This is a genomic window from Fibrobacter sp. UWB5 (genome assembly GCF_002210295.1).
Classification (GTDB): domain Bacteria; phylum Fibrobacterota; class Fibrobacteria; order Fibrobacterales; family Fibrobacteraceae; genus Fibrobacter.
Genome location: NZ_MWQH01000001.1, coordinates 176,278 through 197,099 on the forward strand (window position 1 = coordinate 176,278; position 20,822 = coordinate 197,099).

Below are 20,822 nucleotides of genomic sequence, written 5' to 3' on the forward strand. Positions count from 1 at the left end.
TGCGAAGCACCACAAGGAGAGTATAAACAATGGCTAGAGTACATTTAAAACAACCGAATGAATTGACTGGCGAAGCAAAGGCTGCTTACGAAAAGTTGGATGCTGCTGGCAAGGTGACCAACATGAAGTTGGTGATGCTCCAGGATTACGGTATCTACAAGGCTTTCATGGGCTGGTACGATGCTTGGGAAAGCCTCGAAAAGACGGTAGGTCTGCGTGCTGCAACGATTTTTGCACACTCGGTTTCTACGACGAACGGCTGCCTTCTCTGCTCGCTGTTCTTCATTAGCGACCTGAAGGCTCTGGGCCTCGATCCGAACAACTTCGAAACTTCGGAAAACGAGAAGCTTTTGCAGCAGCTGGGCCAGCAGATCGTGAAGGATCCGACAAAGGTTCCGGACGAACTTTTCGAAGGTCTTCGCAAATTCTATACCGACGAACAGATTATCATTATCGTTGGTTTTGGCGCTCAGATGCAGGCGACGAACAACTTCAACTCTGTCTTGGGTGTCGACGTTGACAAGCGTCTGTTGCCCTTGAAGGAATTGTTCAAGCCGGCAACTTGGAGAGAAAATATCAAGTAATTTGTACTCTCCGTACAACCCGGCGCTCCTGGAAATATTCGAAGTCCATTTTCAGGGGCGCCTTTTTTTGAAAGAGGTATTTGCGATGAAGAACAACTACAAAGTTTATTTGACCGCCCTGCTCGCATTTGGCTTTGCCCTGTTGGCCGGAGCATGCGGTAACGAAAAAGCGGAAAAACAGGAAGCCCCGCAGGCAGAAAAATCCCAGTTCAAGTTCGGTACTTTGGAACTCCCGATTCTGGACGGTTCCTTGTGCGGTGCGCCTTTCTACGTGGCTAAGGAAAAGGGATTCTTTGCCGAAGAAGGAATTGATGCCAAGTTGATCGCCGCTGATGGCGAAACGCGTAAGCTGGGCCTTAGCAAGGGCACTTATGCGCTCACGAATTCTGACTTCCAGTTTTTCCAGGCGATTGAAAACGGCGTAGACATTAAGATTGTCGATGGTATTCACATCGGTTGCATCAAGGTGCTTGTAAAGAGGGGCTCGCCCTACAAGACTGCTGCTGATTTGAAGGGCAAGAAGATTGCTGTCGATGAAATCGGTGGCACGCCGCATCAGGCTGCAAGCCTTTGGCTTTCGCTGGGCGGTGTCTCGACGAAGCCCGAAGATAATCAGGTGCAGTTCTTGCCTTATGCCGACGGTAACTTGGCTCTTGAAGCTTTGGAACAGGGCCAGATTGATGCCGCTGCCATTTGGGATCCGCTCGCTTCTGCTTACGAAAAGTCGGGCAAGGCCGACGTGATTATGGATGTGGCGAGGGACCCGGTATTTGACGGTCGCTACTGCTGCTTCATTTATGTGTCTGCCAAGATTCTGAAGGAAGAACCGGCAAAGATTGCAGCACTCCTGCGTGCGATTCACAAGGCGGAAGCCTGGATTGCCGAACACCCCGAAGAAACGGTTGACATTATTGCCGAAGGCAAGTATTCCGAAATCGAAGACAAGCCGCTGGCTGTTGAACTGATCAAGAGCTATGTGTACACTTCGCTGGAACAGCGCAAGACTCTTGGCCGCGACGTGAAGGGCGACTTGCGTTACTTTAGCGAACAGCTCAAGAAGATTGGCTACCTCACGCAGGATCCCGACCAGTTTGTCGCGAACCTGTACGAAGAAGTCGATTTGAACAAGTAATCGAAATTCCTTGTTGCTTAGCGCCCGCAAGGGCGCATTTTTAAAAATTTTACGGAGAGTTGAATGAACATTGTTTTGACGATTTCAGGTTTCCTGATCGCCTTCTTGGTAAACTTGCTTTTTCCGCAGGTGGCCGAAAATGTGCGAATCAAGGAATATGTTTTTGGCGGGTTTAGAGTTGACGACAATTTGGCATACCGCTTAGTTTTGCTTGCCATTATTGCCTATTACGCGGTCTATACGGTGGTGCTGTTTGTCCGCAAGGCGAGTGCAGATAAGGTGGCGAAATTTTTCGCGGGCGCGAAGTTCCGTTTCGCGGTTGGCTTGGCTCTTGCGGCATGGGATATTCTCGGAACCAAGTTGCTGTTTTTGCCGCAGCCGTTCTTTCCGGGGCCTGCGATTATTATGGACGCCTTTATTGGCGATACCAAATTCATTTGGCAGAATACGCTTTATTCGCTGCGCCTTTTCGTGGCCGGATTTTCGGTGGGTGTAGTGACAGGCGTGTTGACGGGGGTACTGATCGGTTGGTATCCGAGGGCTCGCTACTGGATTTTGCCGGTGCTCAACATTTGCGGTGTGATTCCTGCGGTGGCGTGGATGCCTTTTGCTTTGACGCTTTTCCCGACTTCGTTTGCGGCGGCGACTTTCTTGATAGCGATTTGCTCCTGGTTCCCGGTGGCGACCATGACGGCCGACGGGGTGCAGGGTACGCCGAAGTCGCTGTTTGAACTTTCGCGCACTTTTGGCGCGGGGCAGCTGTACCAGATTTTCCATATTGCGATTCCCCATGCGATGCCGCAGATTTTTACGGGCATTATGACGGCGGCTGCGTTTGGCTTTACTACGCTCGTGATGGCCGAAATGATGGGGCAGCCGGGCGGTCTTGGCTACTACATTAACACTTCAAAAGTCTGGAGCGCTTATTACAAGGTGTTTGCAGCGATTGTCGTGATGGCTGTGCTGTTCTCGGCGATTTTGAAGGTGGTTGGCGTGGTGCAGCGTTATGTGCTTCGCTGGCAGAAAGGCGTTGTGCGATAGGAGGCGTTGATGATGGATATTTTAGATAAAGAAAAAATCTTGAAGATTCGCGAAGTAAACCGCTCCTTTATCGATGAACGCACGGGCGAACCGCGACAGATTTTGAAAGATATCAATCTTTCTGTTTTTGAGGGCGAATTCATTTCGATTCTGGGCGCATCGGGTTGCGGCAAGACGACGCTTTTGCGCTTGATTGCGGGGCTCGACCCGGTTCAAGAGGGCAAGATTATTCTTGATGGCGAACCGGTGCATGGGCCAGATTCCAAGCGCGGTTATGTGTTCCAGCAGGGTTGCCTTTTCCCGTGGCTCACGGTAGAAGACAACATCGCGATGGGTCTCAAGATTCGTGGCGTTTACAAGCAGAATAAGGATAAGGTTCACGATTTTATCGAAAAAATCGGTCTTGGCGGATTCGAAAAGAATTTCCCGCACCAGATTAGTGGCGGTATGGCGCAGCGCGTGGCAATTGCGCGTGCGTTGATTAATGATCCTGAAATCTTGTTGCTCGATGAACCCATGGGGGCGCTGGATTCGTTTACCCGTGCAGACATCCAGAACTTGCTTTTGGAACTTCGCAAGGAACGCAATACCACGATGATTTTGGTGACTCACGATATTGACGAAGCGCTTTACTTGTCTGATCGTATCGTGATTATGACGCCGCGTCCGGGGCGCATTAGCGAGGTGCTTGAAATTCGCGACAGTTTCCCGCGTGAAAGAGGCTCGGCGCAGTTCCTGGAAAAACGCCGCAATATTTTAGAGCGCTTTAATCTTGCACGTTCCAATACGGCGCCGGAATATGTCATTTAGTCTAGATGGATTTGTTATCGGAAAAATTGATAACGAGCGCTAAAAACAATGTATTGGACAGCGGCTAAAATCGCACCTATATTTGTTCACAAAATTAAGGAGAGTACTATGTCAAATAACATTAGTTATGTGGCGGGAGAAAATGCCGCCTCTTATGAAAAGGCACGAAAGTATAACCTGTTTTCTTTCGCAAATGCCCCCCATAAAGATTACAAGCCGTTCTTTGTAGACCATGCCGACGGTATCTACGTTTACGATGGTGCAGGCAAGGAATACATCGATATCGCGTCGGAACTGGTCAACGTGAATATCGGCTTTAACAATCGCCACATTATTGAAGCGGTGCAAAAGCAGGTGGAACGTTTGGCTTACATCGCTCCGCGTCATGCCTTTGCCGAAGCGGGCGAACTCAGCGAACTCTTGATCGAAAAGATTGCGCCGAAGAACATGAAAAAGGTGCTGTTTACGCTGGGTGGCTCCGAAGCGAATGAATTTGCCATCCGTTTTGTGAAGGCGTTTACGGGCCGCGACAAGATTTTCTCGAAGTATGAATCTTATCACGGAAGCACTTACGGTGCGTCGAGCTTGACGGGCGAAAGCGAACGCGCTTCGCTGTTCCCGACGATTCCCGGATTCATCAAGTATCCGGCTCCGCACCTTTACGGTTACGACATTAAATTTGCAAGTGAGGAAGAAGCGACCAAGCATTTCCTTTCTCGCCTGGAATATCAGATTCAGCAGGAATGCCCGGAATCGGTGGCGGCTGTGTTTATTGAATCGGTCACCGGTTCTAATGGCGTTTATCTTTACCCCAAGGGATACCTGAAGGGTGTCCGCGAAATCTGCGACAAGTACGGAATTTTGATGGTGTGCGACGAGGTCATGAGCGGCTTCTTGCGCACGGGTGAATGGTTCGCCTGCCAGGCCGATGGCGTGGAACCGGACCTGATTACTTTTGCAAAGGGTGTGAACAGCGCTTACGCTCCGCTCGGCGGCGTGCTCATTAGCGAAAAGATTGCGAATTATTATGAAGAAAATGCCTTTACTGCAGGGCTTACCTATAATGCGCATCCGCTGGGCGTTGCGGCGGCTATTGCCTGTATCGAAGAATATTTCCGCCTGGATGTCAAGGGCAATGTGAAAAAGCAGGAACCCCTTTTGAAGAAAAAACTTGCGGAGCTTAAGGCGAAACACCCTTCTGTTGGTGACGTGCGTTCTGTGGGCCTTTTCGGAGCCATCGAATTCAGCTACAGCAAAGATCATAAGGACGTGATTCGCAAGAATGCGGCTGGTGAACCTTTCCTTGGAAACTTCATCACGAAACTCCGCAACGATTACGGCATTCTCACGATGGGCGGCGGCTCCACGATTATTGTGGCTCCTCCGCTGATTATCAACGAGGCTCAGCTGGATGAAATCTTTGATCGTCTGGACAAAGCGATTAGCGAATACGCCGACGGTTTAATAAAATAATCATCTCCAATTCCTTGATGGCGGACTCAATTGAGTCCGCCATTTAATTTTTTGCCAAGAATTAAAGGTGACTGCTAAATGCAGCCACCTTTTAGGTTTTACTATGGTTATAATCGTGCTATTGGATTGCGGCGAAGGCTTGTTCCAGGTCGGCAATCAAATCGTTCACGTCTTCAAGACCAATCGAGAGGCGGATGGTTTCGGAATGGATATCGGCCAATTCCTGAGCGCGTTCCGGGAGCTCGATGTGGGTGGTTGTAGACGGGTTGATAATGAGCGAACGGGCATCACCGATGTTTGCCTGGAAACTGAATACTTTTACGGCTTCCAAGAACTTGATAATGGTTGCGCGGTCGTTCTTTTTAAGGCCAAAACTCAGGATTGCGCCGGCACCCTTGGGGAAATACTTGGCGGCGAGCGCCTTGTACTTGCTGTTTTTTGCGTGCGGGTGATTGACCCAAGAAACTTCGGGGCGCGTTTCCAAAAATTCTACAATCTTTTCAGCAGACTTTACCGATTTCGAAAGACGTTCCGAAAGGGTTTCAATTCCAAGAAGCACCAAGTAAGAATTGAACGGGGCGATGGCACCGCCCAGGTAATTCAGGTGAATGGCGCGGATGCGGCCGGTGAAAGGCGTATCCGGGAACACGTCGTAAAAACTGCGGGGTACGCCCTGCTGCGACACCAAGAAATGCGGCTGGCCGTTGAACTGTGGGAACTTTCCGTTTTTCCAGTTGAACTTGCCGTTTTCTACAATGGCACCGGCAATCACGTTGCCGTGGCCTGTAAGGCCCTTGGTGGCCGAATAAACAACCACGTCGGCGCCGAAATCAAATGGATTCAGCAAGTAGGGGGTTGCCACGGTGTTGTCGACAATCAGCGGGATTCCGTGCTTGTGGGCGATATTTGCGATCGCTTCGATATCCAGAATGGTGGCGTTCGGGTTGGTAATCGATTCAATGTAGATTACTTTGGTGTCTTCTTTGACGAGTGCCTCGAAATTTGCCGGATCGTCAGGGTTTTCTACAATGTCATACTTGACGCCCGTCTCTCCGAAAATTTGTTCGAAACTATCGAAAGATCCGCCGTAAGAACGAGCTGTTGCAAGGATTCTGCCTTTGCCTGCTGTGACGTTCAAAAGCGAATACGTAACCGCGGCCATGCCCGAAGAAAGCGTGACAGCTCCGGTTGCTCCCGGGTGGAGTGCCGTAAGGCGCGCGTCAAGTACATCCGTTGTCGGATTAGAAAGTCGTGTATAAAGTGCTTCGGCGCTGTCGAAATAAAACAGATCGTCGCTGCGCTTTACGGTGTCGAGCGTAAATGCGGTTGTCTGGTAAATGGGCACCGAAACGGCGTGGTTGTGTTCAGCAGGATTATAGCCTGCGTGCAATTTAAGCGTATCAAAAGAAAATTGATTTGACATTAAACTCTCCTTATTTTTTTTGAAAGCAAATATAGATGTGGTTTTTGATAGCGTCCAATACTTAATTCTTATGCTGAATTATTGATTTTTTCTATATGTGCGACGCTGTTGAATTTGTCTGTGTTATAATAAAAACCTATAACAAATCATAGCGATATAGTATTGGACATTTTCGGTATACCTTTTTAATTTATGCACCGAAAATTTTTTAAGGAGAGTACCATGAAACAGTACAAAGTATTTGTTGTTGCTAATCTTATTTTCGGCGTATTGCTGATTGTACTTACCAAGTTGATTTTGCCTGTTTGCCATCCGATGGGTGGTGGAACCATGAGCTGTGAAATTTCGACGACGGTAGATGCTTTTTTAGGACTTGCGTTGCTAGCAAATGCCGTCGTTGCTGCGGGGCTCCTTAAAAAGAAAGCACATGTCATTCTTTCTGCAGTAACGCTTGTGCTTGGTGTTTTTGTTTCGCTTGTGCCAACGGTGATTGTGGGGGTGTGCCCGCATGCTCACATGGCATGCCATGCGATAACGGGGCCGGTGCTTGCTGTGTTTGGTGTGCTGATTGCGCTTTTTGCGGCGCTGAATTTGATTTACTTGAAACTGAGGAGGCGAAATGAACAAGACTGATTTGAATTTGATTATTGAAAATTACTTGCGAAACCCATTCCGCAGTTTTGGGCTTTCACTTTTGATTGCTTTGCTCGCCTCGGTGCTTTTGGTGGGTGGACTTTTGTCGTTTTCGCTTTCGAAGGGCCTGAATCGTCTTTCGTCTCGCTTGGGGGCCGATGTCATCGTGATTCCGCAGGGGAGCGAAATCAACGACCAGACTGTACTTTTGCAGGGCGATTCCAAGTACACCTATTTGCCGCAGGGCTCGCTAGAATTTATTCGTGGCCTTGACGGCGTAGAAATTGCGACGCCGCAGTATTTTTTGACCACCTTGAATTCTAGCTGCTGCGAACAGAAAGTCATGATTATCGGTTTCGAGCCGGCTTCTGATTTTGTGATTCAGCCTTGGATTCACGAGGTCCTTACGGATAAACTCCCTAAGGGTGCTATCGTGGTGGGCAGTGAAATTAGCGTGGGCGAGAAAAAGACCGTCAAGTTCTTTGACCATGAATACCCCGTGGCGGCCACCCTTGAACCGGTCGGCAACAAGTTGGACCAGGCCGTTTTTGTAGATGTGGCGACACTTGCCGATATCCGCGAGGCAGCTAAGGCCAAGGGCGTGATTTTCTTGCATCAGGATGTCAAATCCGAAGGTTCGGATTCGCCGATTTACTCCAGCGTTTTAATTAAACTTCGCGCAGGGGCTGATATCGAGCGCCTCTCTCAAGAAATTCATACCCGCTTTGACGGCGTGCAAATTCGCACCCGCAAGGATTTGTTCTCGGGTCTTGAAAAGTCGGCGAACTTTTTGCAGATTGTGGTGTGGTCAATCGTGGCCCTTTTCTTGGTGATTGCGGTTGCCGCGATTGTGATTTCGTTTTCACTTTCGACTCGCGAACGCAGGCGTGAATATGCGCTTTTGCGAATTGTGGGCTATGCCCGCAAACGTTTAAGGACTCTTGTGCTGGGCGAATCGCTGCTGGTTTCGGCGGTAGGAACGTACATTGGCTTGCTGCTTTCGAGCGTGGCATTTTTCACTTTTAAAATTTGGATTGGCGAACATGTGAACGTGCCCTTCATTGTTCCGGGAAATGCCGAAATCGCGGCTGTTTACGCTGTGGTAGTTTTGCTTTTGCATTCGGTGGGGCCGTTGGCTGTTTATGGTGTGGCAAATAAGGTGAGCAAGATTGATGCCTACGCCGCTTTGAGGGAGGTAGAACATTGATTTTAAACGTATCTAATTTATATAAAACCTATATCCGTCGCGGCGAAGAATTTAACGCAGTTGATAATGTTGAATTTTTTGCCTGGTCCGGTGATTTCTCGGTAATCTATGGCGAATCGGGAAGCGGAAAGAGTACGCTTTTATCGCTCCTTTCGGGAATCAATCGCCCCTCGCAGGGATCTATCATTTTTAATGGTGTTGATTTTGCAAGTTTGACAGATGCCGAACTTTCCGCGATTCGTAACGATAAAATCGGCTACATTCCACAAGAATCCGTTTTCTTGCCGCAATTTACCGTGCTTGAAAATATCTTCTTGCCGCGGGCGATTCGCGAGGGCAATAAGATTGAGGTGAGGGATATTTCGGAATTGGTCGATATTGATATTCATTCAAAACTCGAAACTCTCGGCATTGCCCATTTGGTGAATGAAATGCCGGCGGAGCTTTCGGGTGGCGAACTCAAGCGAGCCTCGATTGTGCGCGCTCTTGTCAACAATCCCGATATCGTGATTGCTGACGAACCGACCAGCAACCTTGACGAAACTAATGCCAAGATTGTCTTTGACCTTTTGGCGGAACTTGCGCAGTCGGGAACGTCGGTACTTGTGGCTACCCATGATCCTCGCGGCTTCAAGTATGGCGACCGCATTTACACCATGCACAAGGGGAGACTCTTGCCGAACGGTGAATCTGATTACGGCGGATTATAAATAAATCAATATTAAGTGATGTTGCCCTCGACTCGGTCGGGGGCATTTTCGTTATAAAAATTTTTGATAATTCCGCATAAAAACAAAGTATTAGAAAAACTGTAAGTCCCTTTCTATTTTTCGCATTGAAATTTATAAGGAGAGTGATTCACATGTCAATTAAAACATCGAAAAAGTCAAGTAAAATCTCAGCGGATGTTACGAATCCGGCAAATTGGAATTTCGGCACCAAGTGCCTGCAGGCGGGCTGGAAGCCGAAAGTGGGCGAGCCCCGCGTTTTGCCGATTTTCCAGTCAACCACTTACAAGTACGAAGATGTTGACGAAGTAGAACGTCTTTTCGCCCTCAAGCAGTCGGGCAATAAGTATACGCGTACGGGCAACCCGACGGTAGCGGCTTTTGAAGCAAAAATTACCGAGTTGGAAGGCGGCGTGGGCGCGGTCGCGACGGCTTCGGGACAGTCGGCCGTATTGCTCGCAATTTCGAATTTGGTGAAGGCGGGCGATCACATTGTGGCTTCTAAGGCGGTGTATGGCGGAACCTACACGCTGCTTGATGTTCGACTTTCTAAGCTCGGTGTCGAAACGACTTTCATTGACCCGGAAGCGCCTATTGCAGAACTTCGTAAGGCTTTCCGCCCGAATACAAAATTGGTCTTCGGCGAAACCATTGGTAACCCGGCGCTTGGCGTTCTGGATTTCGAAAAGTTCTCGAAGCTTGCCAAGGAATTCGACGTGCCGTTCCTTGTGGACAACACTCTTGCAACGCCGTTCTTGGTGAAGCCCTTGAAGCATGGGGCGAATGTCGTCATTCATTCTGCAACCAAGTACATTGACGGTCATGCCATCGCCTTGGGCGGTGTCGTGATTGACGGCGGCAATTACAACTGGAATAACGGAAAGTTCCCGGATCTTGTCAATCCCGATGCGCAGTACGCAAACACTTCTTACACTGAAAAATTCGGCCGCGCTGCCTACATTGTCAAGGCCCGCGCCCAATTTTTGCGCGATTTCGGTGCAGCCCAGAGCCCCTTCAACGCATTCCTTTTGAACTTGGGTCTTGAAACGCTCCATTTGCGTATGCCGCAACACAGTTCTAACGCCTTGGCCTTGGCGGAATACCTCTCCAAGCATCCGGCGGTAAACTGGGTCAACTATCCGGCGCTCAAATCTAGCCCGAACAGCAAGCGCATTCGCAAGTATTTCGATTACCAGGGCGGAAGCGGCGTGCTGACCTTTGGCCTCAAGGGAGGCAAGGCTGCCATTCGCTCGTTCGTGAAGGCTTTGAAAGTCGCTGCCTTGGTGGTGCATGTGGGTGATGCCCGCACAAGCGTGCTGCACCCGGCAACGAGTACGCATTCTCAGCTTTCGCCGAAGGATAGGCTTGCTGCAGGAATTCCTGACGACATGATTCGCGTGTCCGTCGGTATCGAAGATCCGCGCGACATTATCGCCGATTTTGAACAGGCCATTAAGGCGAGTACAACAAAACATTAAACATCCTCATCGTGTCATCCTGAACGCAGTGAAGGATCTAAAAAAAATTAATCATAGGAGATTTTAAATGAAATTCATTCAAACATTACTATCGTTCGCAGCCATTTTCACTTTGGGCTTTGCACTCATCGCCTGCGAAGAAGAAAAATCCGAGAAGGCTGCCGCTACCAATGAACCCGCTTTTAAATACGGTTCTGTCGAAATTCCCGTTTCCGATGGAACCCTTTGCATTGCGCCGTTCTTTGTCGCCAAAGAAAAAGGCTTCTTCGCCAAGGAAGGTGTCGATGTGAAATTCGTGTCGGCGAATGCGGAAACCCGCAAAATCGGCCTCAACAACGGAACCTATCCGATTACGAACTCCGACTTCGCCTTTTTCCAGTCCGTCGAAAATGGCGTGAACATCAAGGTGGTCGAAGGATTCCACGTCGGATGCATTCATTTGCTCGTCAAGAAGGGTTCGCCGATTCGTAGCGCTCAAGATTTAAAGGGCAAAAAGATTGCCGTGAACGCCATTGGCGCTACACCCCACCAAGCTGCGACTCTTTGGCTTGAAGCAAACGGCGTTTCTGCTATAAACGATGTTCAATTCTTACCCTATGCCGATGGCAACTTGGCGCTCGAAGCCTTGGAACGCGGACAGGTCGAAGCGGTTTCACTTTGGGACCCGCTGGGAAGCCTTGCCGCTGTTGACGGCCGCGCCGACGTACTGATGGATTTGGCGACTGACCCTGTTTTTGCAGGCCGCTATTGCTGCTTCTATTATGTTTCGGGCATCCTTCTGGAAAAGGAACCAGAAAAGATCAAGGCTCTCCTCCGCGCTCTCGAACAGGCGCACACCTGGATCAGCGAACACCCGGAAGAAACCGTGGAACTCATGCAGGCAGGCAAGCACTCCGCTATCGAAGACAAGGAATTCGCAACCGCACTCATCAAGTCGTATGAATACCAGTCCCCTGAACAAAAGGCAAAGAGTGGCCGCAACCTGAAAGCCGACTTGCACTACTTTGCAGACCTGCTGCATAAAGTCGGATACCTGCAGCTGAATGCCGACGAATTCACCGAAAAAATCTACCGCGAAGTCGACTGGAATAAGTAATAATTTGTACTCCTAAATTCCTGTGCACTACTCTCCGCGCAGGGACCCCTCGGCAACACATGTTGCCGAGGGTGTTTTTTATGTATGGGGCGTAGGTGTGTGGGCCATAATAAAAAGGCTCGTCGTTTGACGAGCCTTAATTTTTTTACTAGAGAGAGTTCGCTTATGCTTTGGCGAGTTTCTTCAAAGTTGCAGCCTTGTCCGTCTTTTCCCAAGTGAAGCGAGCGCCGGTGCGACCGAAGTGGCCAAGCGCTGCAGTTGCCTGGTAGCCGGGCTTCTTCAAGTCAAGCATTTTCACGATGCCGGCCGGAGAAAGGTCGAAGGTCTTCTTCACGATTTCTTCAATCTTGCGGTCATCAATCTTGCCAGTCTTGAACGTATTCACCAGCACTGACACCGGCTTGGAGTAACCGATGGCGTAAGCGAGCTGAACTTCGCAACGGTCTGCAAGGCCTGCGGCGACAATATTCTTTGCTACATAGCGTGCGGCGTAAGCAGCGCTGCGGTCAACCTTGCTCGGGTCCTTGCCACTGAATGCACCACCACCGTGACGGCCCATGCCGCCGTAGGTGTCCACGATAATCTTACGACCGGTCAGGCCGCAGTCACCGTGCGGGCCACCAATCACGAACTTGCCCGTCGGATTGATGAGGAAGCGAGTTTTCTTGTCCAAAAGCTTTGCCGGAATCACCTTCTTGATAAGCTTTTCGATGATTTCCTTTTCGATGGTAGAATGCTTGAGTTCCTTGCCGTTCACGAATTCGTCGTGCTGGGTGCTGACCACCACGGTATCGACGCGCACGGGCTTATCGTTTTCGTCGTATTCGACAGTCACCTGAGATTTTGCGTCGGGGCGGAGCCATTTGATTTTGCCGGATTCGCGGAGGTTCTGGATTTCTTCCATGAGCTTGTGAGCAAGGCTAATCGGAAGCGGCATCAGTTCCTTGGTTTCGTTCACGGCATAACCGAACATCATGCCCTGATCTCCTGCGCCCTGCTTGTCATCTTCCTTGCCTTCGGCGGCCTTGGCGTCAACACCCTGAGCGATATCGGGAGACTGCTTGTCCACTGCAACGAGTACGGAGCAACCCTTGTAATCAAAAGCGAGTTCCGGGTTCACATAACCGATGCTCTTAATAGTCTTGCGTGCGATCTGCTGGTAGTCAATTACGGCCTTGGTGGTAATTTCGCCAGAGATAACGACCAGACCGGTGTTGGCAAGTGTTTCGCAAGCCACACGGCTGTTCGGGTCTTGGGCGAGGCAGGCGTCGAGAATTGCATCCGAGATCTGGTCGCAAACTTTGTCGGGGTGTCCCTTGGACACGGATTCAGAAGTAAAGAGATAATGTGCCATTGTATAAGGCTCCTTTTGTTAACAGCACCGAAAAGAACGTCGCATTTTTGAGCATTCCCAAGCGCTGAAAAAACGTGGTTTGAATTTCTATGCATAAATCTACATAAATGCATAAACTTTGTCAAGGAAAAACGGGCTTTTTACTTATACAAAAAATTGATAGCAAGCGCTAGAAATTTTGTATTGGACGCGGCTATAGTCCACATCTATATTTGCACTCAAAAAAAGTGAGGCAACCTATAAATGAGTATTTTAGTTGATGTTAAAAAGTATCTGGCTTTAGAAGAAGCACCGAAACATGTTCAAGATTATCTTTCCGTGGCTGTAACGGATCACGCCTATTTGCCAAAGACCGAAGATATTACTAGCGATTGGGTGGCCTACATCGCGGCACCTGCATTCAAGCTGATCCGCGAGAACCTGCGGCACGATGTGGAAGCGTTCGCTTCAATCGGAACGGGTTCCGGCATCGATGTCTTGACGGGCGTTGAACTCTTGGGCGCAAAACGCGTGGGCTTTACCGATTTGCAGAAAAGTGTGGTAGATGCCGCCGCCAAAAATATCAAGAAAAATTTGAAGAATGCAGATTCAATTGAATTGGAATTCGGTGCAGGCGACCTTCTACAACCTCTTGAAAATGGCAAGCGCCGTTACGACGTGATTTACGAGAACCTGCCCAATGTTCCGTTAACCGATAACACCAAGATTGAAGACAAACGAAACAGCGGCCATTACCTGGAAAAGCGCGTCGAAGTGATTCCGGAATTCGTGCATGAGCAAATGCTGGATTTGCATTATCTGGCGCTTAAGCAGGCCCGCGATTACTTGGCCGACAAGGGTGCCGTCTATTCTACACTCGGTGGCCGCGTGCCGCTCAGTGCGTTTATCAAGCTTGGCGAATTGGCGGGCCTTTCTTCTGAAATCTTCACGTATTCCTGGAAGGTGCAGGCGGAACCTGAAGACGTGATTTCGGGCTATGCCGCACAAGAAAAGGCGGGGCTCGGGCCGTTCCGATTCTACCGCGCAAGCGACTTGCAAAAAGCATTCGCCAACATCTCGGTGAAGGAATCCGGCAAGAACGCTTTCGAAATCGAGAAGTCGCTGGAATCTTCGAAGCTTACTGCTAAAGAAGCTTACGAAGCATTCCTAAAGGGCGAAGTGATCGGCCATACGGTCGCCGTACTGAAATCAAGCGTGAAGTAAAACGAGTGTATTTTGATGCAAGATTTTATTGCCCGTTTAATTGAAGAATCGAAGCGATTTCTGAATGAACGTGCCCAAATTGACGATGATATCGGTCAAGAGGCGGCCAAGTTTGTAGCACGTGAAATTCCTGCCCCGAGCGGGACTTTTGAAAAAAGCGATTCTCCGCTGATTCGCTGGATTGAAGATTCCGCAAAACACGGAAGTTCAGAGACTGCAAATTTGCTGAAAGCGCTAAAGCCCGCACTCCCTTTTTTGCCGTGGAAATATAATTACGAACCTCGCGCCGATATGCCTGATTTAGGAAACCGTATGGGATGGGGAGAAATCCTCGGGCCCGAAGCGCCGTATCACGACGAACATTTTTGTTTCGGATTTACGCTTCTCGGAAAGAATACCTTGTATCCGGCGCATTACCACCCTGCCACGGAACTTTATGTGGTGCTTTCGGGCCTTGCCGTTTGGACATTAGACGGCGTTTCAAAAGTCCGCGGTCCCGGAGAATTTATTCTGCACCCATCGAACCACGTCCATTCAATGCAAACAAGGGATGAGCCTCTACTCGCACTTTACACATGGAGCGGCGAAGATGTCGTGACGCTCTCGAAGTACGTGTAATTGAGGTTGAAAATTCAATAGAAAAATGGCTCTTACCAACGAACAACTGGAACGGTATTCGCGCCACATTATTCTTAAAGATGTCGGCGTAAAAGGCCAAAAGAAGCTCTTGAACGCGAAGGTACTCGTCATTGGTGCGGGTGGCCTTGGCGCTCCAGTGGCCATGTACCTTGCCGCCGCCGGTGTGGGCACGATCGGCATTGCCGATGCCGATGTGGTTGACCTTTCAAATTTACAACGTCAGATAATACACGCCACGCAAGATGTGGGTAAGCCCAAGGTGCAATCCGCGAAAGAAACCATGGAAGCGATGAATCCTGACGTGAATGTAATCGCTTACCATACTTTCGTAACGAGCGAAAACATTCTCGACCTCGTCAAGGATTACGATTTTATCGTTGACGGCACCGACAATTTTCCGACGAAATTCTTGATTAATGATGCGTGCGTCATGGCGAAGAAACCTTTTTCGCATGCGGGTATTGTCGGATTTCAGGGGCAGCTGATGACATACGTACCGGAGCAAGGGCCTTGCTATCGCTGCATTTTCGAAGAACCGCCCCCGAAAGGTTCTGTGCCGACTTGCAAAGAGGCAGGCGTGATTGGGGCAATCGCAGGCGTAATCGGAAGTTTGCAGGCGATGGAAGCAATTAAGTATATTCTTGGCGTAGGCAATTTATTGACAGGCTACCTGCTTACCTACAACGCACTCACGGCGGAATTTCGCAAGGTGAAGCTCCCGAGTCATAACGACGACTGCGCCGTTTGCGGAACACACCCGACCATTACGCAGCTCGTTGACTACGAACAGGCTGCTTGTGATTTGAAACATTAAGCTTTTTAGTTGCACAGGCTCGCGAGTATCTGCACTGCCTTTTGCATGCCCGCTTTATCTACCGACGAGTAGTTCACGACAAACTTGTGCTGCGATGGCTTTGCCTCAAAATAATACTCCGAAAGGGCGCGGATGTTTACCCCGCGGAATCGGGCACGGTTGCGGAATTCAATATCGGAACATTTCGTGTCCACTTCCAAGATAAAGTGGAGTCCGGCATCTTCTTCGTAAATTCGGGCGACGTTCGAAATTTTGCTCTTGCGGATAGCCGACAGGAGCATATCGCGCTTGGCACGGTACAGGTTGCGCATGCGGTTGATGTGCGTCTCGTAGTAACCGAGATCGATGAATTTTGCCATCACATACTGGTCCAGATTCGAAACCGTACACGAATAGAACGAAAGCTTATTATGGAATTTCTCGGCAAGGTGCGGCGGGAGCACCATATAACTGAGGCGAATCGCAGAAGTCATCGTCTTGGAAAAGGTGTTCAGGTAAATCACCTTCTCGGTGACATCGATGTTCTGTAATGCGGGGATGGGTTTTCCGGTCATGCGGAATTCGCTGTCATAGTCATCTTCGACGATGTAGCGATTTGGGGATTCGGCAGCCCAACTGAGCAGGCGATAGCGTTCGCCGACAGGCATCACCATCCCGGTCGGAAAATGGTGCGCTGGCGAAATATGCACGACATCGACGTCTGATTTCTTGACAGAATCTACGAAGCTTTCCGCCGCAATGGGAATGTGACTCACCTTGACGCCGTATTGGCTATACAGTTTTGATATTTTGCCCCAGCCAGGGTCTTCTACGCCATAGCACTTGTCGAATCCGAGCAATTGTACTAGCAAGCCATAAAGGTAATCAGTTCCGGCGCCAATGACAATCTGTTCGGGCGATACCTGGATATTTCTGAATTCGCGGAGCATGCGGACAATGGATCGGCGAAGTTCTAGCGAGCCCATTCCCGGAGAAACTTGCAGCAAATCATTTTGCCTTTCGCAAAGGACCTCGCGAGTGATTTTTGCCCAAGTGGTAAAGGGGAACGCCTCGATATCGGAACCGTTACTTGCAAAGTCGGCAATGTATTTCGGGTTGATATGTTCTGACTCGTCGGTGAGTTCTGCGCGGAGCCTGCGGGTACGCGGCATCTTGCGTTTGCGTTGAGCACAAGGTTCCGCCGTTGCGTTGATGTCTGCGACAAAGAAACCTTTTTTAGGGAGCGAGTAGATATAGCCTTCGGCCAAGAGCTGTGCGTAAGCATTTTCAACTGTCACGACGCTAATGCCGAGATTCTGCGCGAGGTTGCGTTTGGAAGGGAGTTGTTCTTCGGCAAGGACGTTTCCGCTTACGATATCTTTTTTGATGCATTGGTAAAGGTAATGGTAGAGGCTGTTTGCTCCCGCTTTGGACATATCGTAAGTGAACATGAAACTGACCTTATTAGTATTGCTAATCTGATATTTAACTGACCTTATAAAAATAGTAAAAAACTGAATATTGTGCAGGTCAAGCGAATGTTTTAAATTACAGCCTGAAATTAAACCATTCCACAACCAAGGAGATTTACATGTCTGACCAGAATCGTTACGAACTCAACAAGAACCTAGCCCAGATGCTCAAGGGTGGCGTCATTATGGATGTGACGACCCCTGAACAGGCCAAAATCGCCGAAGCCGCAGGTGCCGCCGCCGTGATGGCCCTGGAACGCATCCCCGCCGACATCCGCGCGGCAGGCGGTGTATCGCGCATGAGCGACCCCAAGATGATCAAAGGCATTCAGGATGCCGTCTCAATCCCGGTCATGGCCAAATGCCGTATCGGTCATTTTGCCGAAGCGCAAATTTTGCAGGCCATTGAGATCGACTACATCGACGAAAGCGAAGTGCTTTCTCCTGCCGACGACATTTTCCACATCAATAAGCGAGAATTTGATGTGCCGTTCGTTTGCGGCGCGAAGGACTTGGGCGAAGCGCTGCGCCGTATCGAAGAAGGCGCATCGATGATCCGTACCAAGGGCGAGCCGGGTACGGGCGACATCGTCCAGGCCGTACGACACATGCGCCTGATGAACCAGGAAATCGCCCGCATCTCGAGTATGCGCGAAGACGAACTCTTCAATCGCGCCAAAGAACTTCAGGTGTCGTACGACCTGGTGCGCTTCGTTCACGACAACAAGAAACTCCCCGTGGTGAACTTCGCTGCCGGTGGTGTTGCCACCCCCGCCGATGCCGCCCTCATGATGCAACTCGGTGCCGAAGGCGTTTTCGTAGGCTCCGGAATCTTCAAGTCGGGCAACCCCGCCAAGCGTGCCGCAGCCATTGTGCAGGCAGTTACCAATTACACCGATGCAAAGCTCATCGCCAAACTTTCTGAAGACTTGGGTGAAGCCATGGTCGGCATCAACGAACAGGAAATCGCGCTGCTGATGGCCGAAAGGGGAAAGTAATGGGAATTAACAAACCGCAAATTGGCGTACTCGCGGTGCAGGGGGCGTTCATTGAACATGAACGTATCCTCAAATCGCTGGGTGCCGAAGCATTTGAAATCAGGCAGTTGCGCGACCTTGACCGCCATTTGGACGGTCTTGTGCTCCCCGGTGGCGAAAGCACCGTGCAAGGAAAACTGCTCCACGACTTAGGGCTTTTCGAGCCTCTTCGTAAAAAGATTGTCGAAGGCCTGCCCGTACTCGCAACATGTGCCGGCGCAATCCTCCTTGCCGAAAAAATTGCAGGCGAAAACAAGGCGCATTTCGCGACACTCCCCGCGATTATCCGCCGCAATGCTTACGGAAGGCAGCTCGGCAGCTTCTTTACGGAAAACGAAGTCGCTCACATCGGAAAAGTGCCGCAGACCTTTATTCGCGCGCCCTTCTTTGAATCGGTCGGCGATGGCGTCGAAGTCCTTTCGCGTACGGCAAGTTCGAATACTGCAGATGCTCCCGAGCAAATCGTTGCAGTTCGCTACAAGAACCAAATTGCGCTTTCGTTCCATCCGGAACTCAATAGCGACACGAGCATCCACCGGTATTTCTTGAAGTTAGTGGGATGATTCACTTTCCACTTGCCAGGTGAAGCCAGCCGCCTCGATGGTGCGGAAGGTCTCTTCGAGACTCTGGCCGCCTTCGGTGAGATAGCCTGACGCAAAAATAGAGTCGGCTACCTTGAAGAGCGTCTTCTCGTGACCTTTGAAATACACTTCGCGGCCGGCGGCGCAGCGGATATCCGATTTCGGGAGCATTAGGCGCGCAAGGCAAAGCACCTTGATGCAGTATTCGGGCGTGAGTGCCGAAATATCGCGCTCCGCAAGGCGCGTGCCTTCTACCGGCAGCAGGAAGTTGATGGGAACCGAGTCGGGATTAATCTCCAGCAGTTCGAAAAGCATATCGACGACATCTTCGGGCGTTTCGCCCATGCCGATGATGCCGCCGGAGCAGATTTCAAAGCCGAGGCCCTTCAGCATTTTCAAGTTGTCAATTCGTTCCTGGTAAGTGTGCGTGGTGCAAATGCTCGGGTAAAAACGACGGCTGCTGTTCAAGTTGTGATTGATGCGATTGAGGCCCGCTTCTTTAAGAATCAACGCCTGCTTTTCGGTCAGGAACCCGATGGAACAACAGATTTGCGTGTCGTTCTTTTTCATCTTGCGGATACGTTCGGCCAGTTTTTCGATATCGTCATCCGCAAAACGGATGCCGCTGAGCCCGATGCAGTGTCTCGCCAAATGCATTTCGTCAACGAGATCGTTGTCGCCGTAAAGTTTCTTGTCTTCTACATAGCGGTACTTTTCGATCGGTGCTTCGGAATCGCGCGACTGGGCGCAATAGGCGCAGTTCTGCGTACAGTTTCCGCTGCGGACATTGGTCAGCAACTGAATGCTTACGCGGTTGCCTTTGTACTTGGTACGCAGCTGATATGCCTGTTCAATCAAGTTCGGTAACGAATCTGCGTTCGCGTTCAAAATTTCAAGAGCAGTCTGTCTGTTTATCATAACGGGACCTTAAATAAAATATGTCAAGTCGGATTTTTCAGTGGAACCGAGCATCGTCGCGACGCCGCCGAGTTCCACGCCGTCAATCAACTCTTCGGCTGTGATTCCCATGAGTTCCATCGCCATCTGGCAGGCGACAAACTTCACGCCCTTCTGCCTTGCGCTTTCAATCAATTCTTCCAGCGAAGAAACGCCGTTTTGCTTCATGACCGTGCGAATCATCTTGGCGCCGATTCCGCCAAAGTTCATGCGCGAAAGTCCGAGTTTCTTGGAACCGCGGGGCATCATGAACCCGAACATTTTCCCAATGAGCGATTTCTTGACGCGGACCTTTTCGGGCCTGCGCAAAATGCTTACTCCCCAGAAGGTGAAGAACATGGTAACCGGGCGGCCCATGGCAGCAGCTCCGTTCGCCATAATGAAAGAGGCTATCGCCTTGTCCAAATCGCCGCTGAAAACGACAAACGTCTTGCCGTGCTCAAAATCCCTTTTTTCGAGAGACTGGGGCGCGTCTCGCTTTACGATGGTCGCATAGATCACGCCGTCTTTTTCGGAAAGCGATTTCAATTCATTGCCGGTACGCTGGCACCAAACATTCACATCCGAAAAGAACGCTTTCTCGGTCGCTTCCACCTGAACTTCTTCGCCAACAGATACGCTTTTGACAGCTTCGTCCACCTTCACGATGGGGCCCGGGCATTTGAAGCCCTTGGCATCAACAAAGTGAACTTTTGGGATGGCATCAAGCCCGCCTTCTACATTGTACACGTCGTAATCGCGATCGGCGAGAATTTCGGCAACCTCTTCGGAACGGTCTCCCGTGGAGCAGAATACGTAAACGGGCTTGTCTTTCGGGATGCTATCTATCTTCTTGGATAATTCAAAGAACGGAACTTGCAGCGCCCCGTTCACAGGGCGCACGACGGCTTCACTCGTTTCGCGGACATCGAGTAGCGTTGAATTTTGGGAATCAATCTTGTAGAAATCTTTTGCAAGAATTTTTTTGACTTCGGACATTTTGTCGTATAGAAAAGCGTTTAGTGGTGATTCACAGAGTTAAAAGTGTGACAAGCAAAAATACAAATTGCACCTAAGCGGCGCAATATTTCGGGATATACAATTTTTTTATGGCTTTTTATAGCGCAAGACTATTCCCTGCGCGGTGAAGTCGCAATTTGCGACTTCACGAATTCAACTGGAAACAGAATTTTTCGGGAAAG

Annotated in this window: 20 protein-coding genes; 15 read left to right on the forward strand and 5 right to left on the reverse strand. The window is 49.9% G+C overall.

The features are described 5' to 3' along the window. Positions 1-29: 29 nt before the first annotated feature. The 5 genes from B7989_RS00845 to B7989_RS00865 all read left to right on the forward strand — a co-directional run bounded on the left by B7989_RS00845 (position 30) and on the right by B7989_RS00865 (position 5,040). A complete protein-coding gene (locus B7989_RS00845; protein WP_073321672.1) occupies positions 30-584 on the forward strand; it encodes a carboxymuconolactone decarboxylase family protein in 555 nt (184 codons plus the stop codon). Between the two features lie 85 nt (positions 585-669). Beyond that, entirely contained in the window at positions 670-1,716 is a 1,047-nt protein-coding gene (locus B7989_RS00850) for an ABC transporter substrate-binding protein (protein WP_144264928.1), read from the forward strand. A gap of 63 nt (positions 1,717-1,779) precedes the next feature. Next, on the forward strand, positions 1,780-2,757 hold the full coding sequence (locus tag B7989_RS00855) for an ABC transporter permease (RefSeq protein WP_088626762.1): 978 nt from the start codon (positions 1,780-1,782) through the stop codon (positions 2,755-2,757). Positions 2,758-2,766: 9 nt separating this feature from the next. Then, entirely contained in the window at positions 2,767-3,567 is an 801-nt protein-coding gene (locus tag B7989_RS00860) for an ABC transporter ATP-binding protein (protein WP_088626763.1), read from the forward strand. A gap of 108 nt (positions 3,568-3,675) precedes the next feature. Next, a complete protein-coding gene (locus B7989_RS00865) occupies positions 3,676-5,040 on the forward strand; it encodes an aminotransferase class III-fold pyridoxal phosphate-dependent enzyme (protein WP_158212836.1) in 1,365 nt (454 codons plus the stop codon). A gap of 118 nt (positions 5,041-5,158) precedes the next feature. Here the strand turns inward: B7989_RS00865 and B7989_RS00870 are convergent, their stop codons facing one another. Beyond that, entirely contained in the window at positions 5,159-6,463 is a 1,305-nt protein-coding gene (locus tag B7989_RS00870) for an O-acetylhomoserine aminocarboxypropyltransferase/cysteine synthase family protein (protein ID WP_088626765.1), read from the reverse strand. Positions 6,464-6,685: 222 nt separating this feature from the next. Between B7989_RS00870 and B7989_RS00875 the strand changes: the two genes are divergently transcribed. The 5 genes from B7989_RS00875 (at position 6,686) to B7989_RS00895 (ending at position 11,605) form a co-directional block, all read left to right on the forward strand. Continuing rightward, the gene (locus tag B7989_RS00875; RefSeq protein ID WP_158212837.1) at positions 6,686-7,096 is read left to right on the forward strand and encodes a DUF4418 family protein; all 411 of its coding nucleotides are present in this window, start codon (positions 6,686-6,688) and stop codon (positions 7,094-7,096) included. Beyond that, the gene (locus tag B7989_RS00880; protein WP_088626767.1) at positions 7,083-8,303 is read left to right on the forward strand and encodes an ABC transporter permease; all 1,221 of its coding nucleotides are present in this window, start codon (positions 7,083-7,085) and stop codon (positions 8,301-8,303) included. Before B7989_RS00875 ends, B7989_RS00880 begins: the two co-directional genes overlap by 14 nt. Next, complete coding sequence (locus B7989_RS00885) at positions 8,300-9,013, forward strand: ABC transporter ATP-binding protein (RefSeq protein ID WP_088626768.1); 714 nt, start codon at positions 8,300-8,302, stop codon at positions 9,011-9,013. The genes B7989_RS00880 and B7989_RS00885 overlap by 4 nt, the downstream gene beginning before the upstream one ends. A gap of 152 nt (positions 9,014-9,165) precedes the next feature. Further along, positions 9,166-10,509 carry an O-acetylhomoserine aminocarboxypropyltransferase/cysteine synthase family protein gene (locus B7989_RS00890; RefSeq protein WP_088626769.1) on the forward strand — a complete coding sequence of 448 codons (1,344 nt, stop codon included), beginning with the start codon at positions 9,166-9,168 and terminating at the stop codon, positions 10,507-10,509. A 67-nt stretch (positions 10,510-10,576) separates the two neighbouring features. Further along, a complete protein-coding gene (locus B7989_RS00895; RefSeq protein WP_088626770.1) occupies positions 10,577-11,605 on the forward strand; it encodes an ABC transporter substrate-binding protein in 1,029 nt (342 codons plus the stop codon). Between the two features lie 163 nt (positions 11,606-11,768). On the opposite strand, the gene metK is transcribed toward B7989_RS00895, so the two are convergent. After that, on the reverse strand, positions 11,769-12,959 hold the full coding sequence (gene metK, locus B7989_RS00900; protein WP_088626771.1) for a methionine adenosyltransferase: 1,191 nt from the start codon (positions 12,957-12,959) through the stop codon (positions 11,769-11,771). A 243-nt stretch (positions 12,960-13,202) separates the two neighbouring features. On the opposite strand from metK, the gene B7989_RS00905 reads away from it, so the two are divergent. The 3 genes from B7989_RS00905 to thiF are packed head-to-tail and all read left to right on the forward strand — an operon-like array spanning position 13,203 to position 15,615. After that, entirely contained in the window at positions 13,203-14,162 is a 960-nt protein-coding gene (locus B7989_RS00905) for a 50S ribosomal protein L11 methyltransferase (RefSeq protein ID WP_088626772.1), read from the forward strand. Between the two features lie 15 nt (positions 14,163-14,177). Further along, positions 14,178-14,780 carry a dimethylsulfonioproprionate lyase family protein gene (locus tag B7989_RS00910; protein WP_088626773.1) on the forward strand — a complete coding sequence of 201 codons (603 nt, stop codon included), beginning with the start codon at positions 14,178-14,180 and terminating at the stop codon, positions 14,778-14,780. 25 nt (positions 14,781-14,805) lie between these two features. Then, entirely contained in the window at positions 14,806-15,615 is an 810-nt protein-coding gene (thiF, locus tag B7989_RS00915; protein WP_088626774.1) for a thiazole biosynthesis adenylyltransferase ThiF, read from the forward strand. A gap of 5 nt (positions 15,616-15,620) precedes the next feature. On the opposite strand, the gene B7989_RS00920 is transcribed toward thiF, so the two are convergent. Beyond that, on the reverse strand, positions 15,621-17,030 hold the full coding sequence (locus B7989_RS00920) for a PLP-dependent aminotransferase family protein (RefSeq protein ID WP_233144191.1): 1,410 nt from the start codon (positions 17,028-17,030) through the stop codon (positions 15,621-15,623). A 155-nt stretch (positions 17,031-17,185) separates the two neighbouring features. On the opposite strand from B7989_RS00920, the gene pdxS reads away from it, so the two are divergent. Together pdxS and pdxT are read left to right on the forward strand one after the other, a co-directional pair. Further along, positions 17,186-18,064, forward strand: a complete 879-nt coding sequence (pdxS, locus tag B7989_RS00925; protein ID WP_073321625.1) for a pyridoxal 5'-phosphate synthase lyase subunit PdxS — start codon at positions 17,186-17,188, stop codon at positions 18,062-18,064. Further along, entirely contained in the window at positions 18,064-18,666 is a 603-nt protein-coding gene (gene pdxT / locus B7989_RS00930) for a pyridoxal 5'-phosphate synthase glutaminase subunit PdxT (RefSeq protein ID WP_088626776.1), read from the forward strand. The genes pdxS and pdxT overlap by 1 nt, the downstream gene beginning before the upstream one ends. Here pdxT and bioB read toward each other — a convergent pair. Further along, positions 18,655-19,602 (reverse strand): biotin synthase BioB, encoded by a 948-nt coding sequence (gene bioB, locus B7989_RS00935; RefSeq protein ID WP_088626777.1) that lies wholly within the window; start codon positions 19,600-19,602, stop codon positions 18,655-18,657. The genes pdxT and bioB overlap by 12 nt on opposite strands. 9 nt (positions 19,603-19,611) lie before the next feature. Beyond that, positions 19,612-20,619 carry a DsrE/DsrF/DrsH-like family protein gene (locus tag B7989_RS00940; RefSeq protein WP_088626778.1) on the reverse strand — a complete coding sequence of 336 codons (1,008 nt, stop codon included), beginning with the start codon at positions 20,617-20,619 and terminating at the stop codon, positions 19,612-19,614. Positions 20,620-20,822 lie beyond the last annotated feature (203 nt).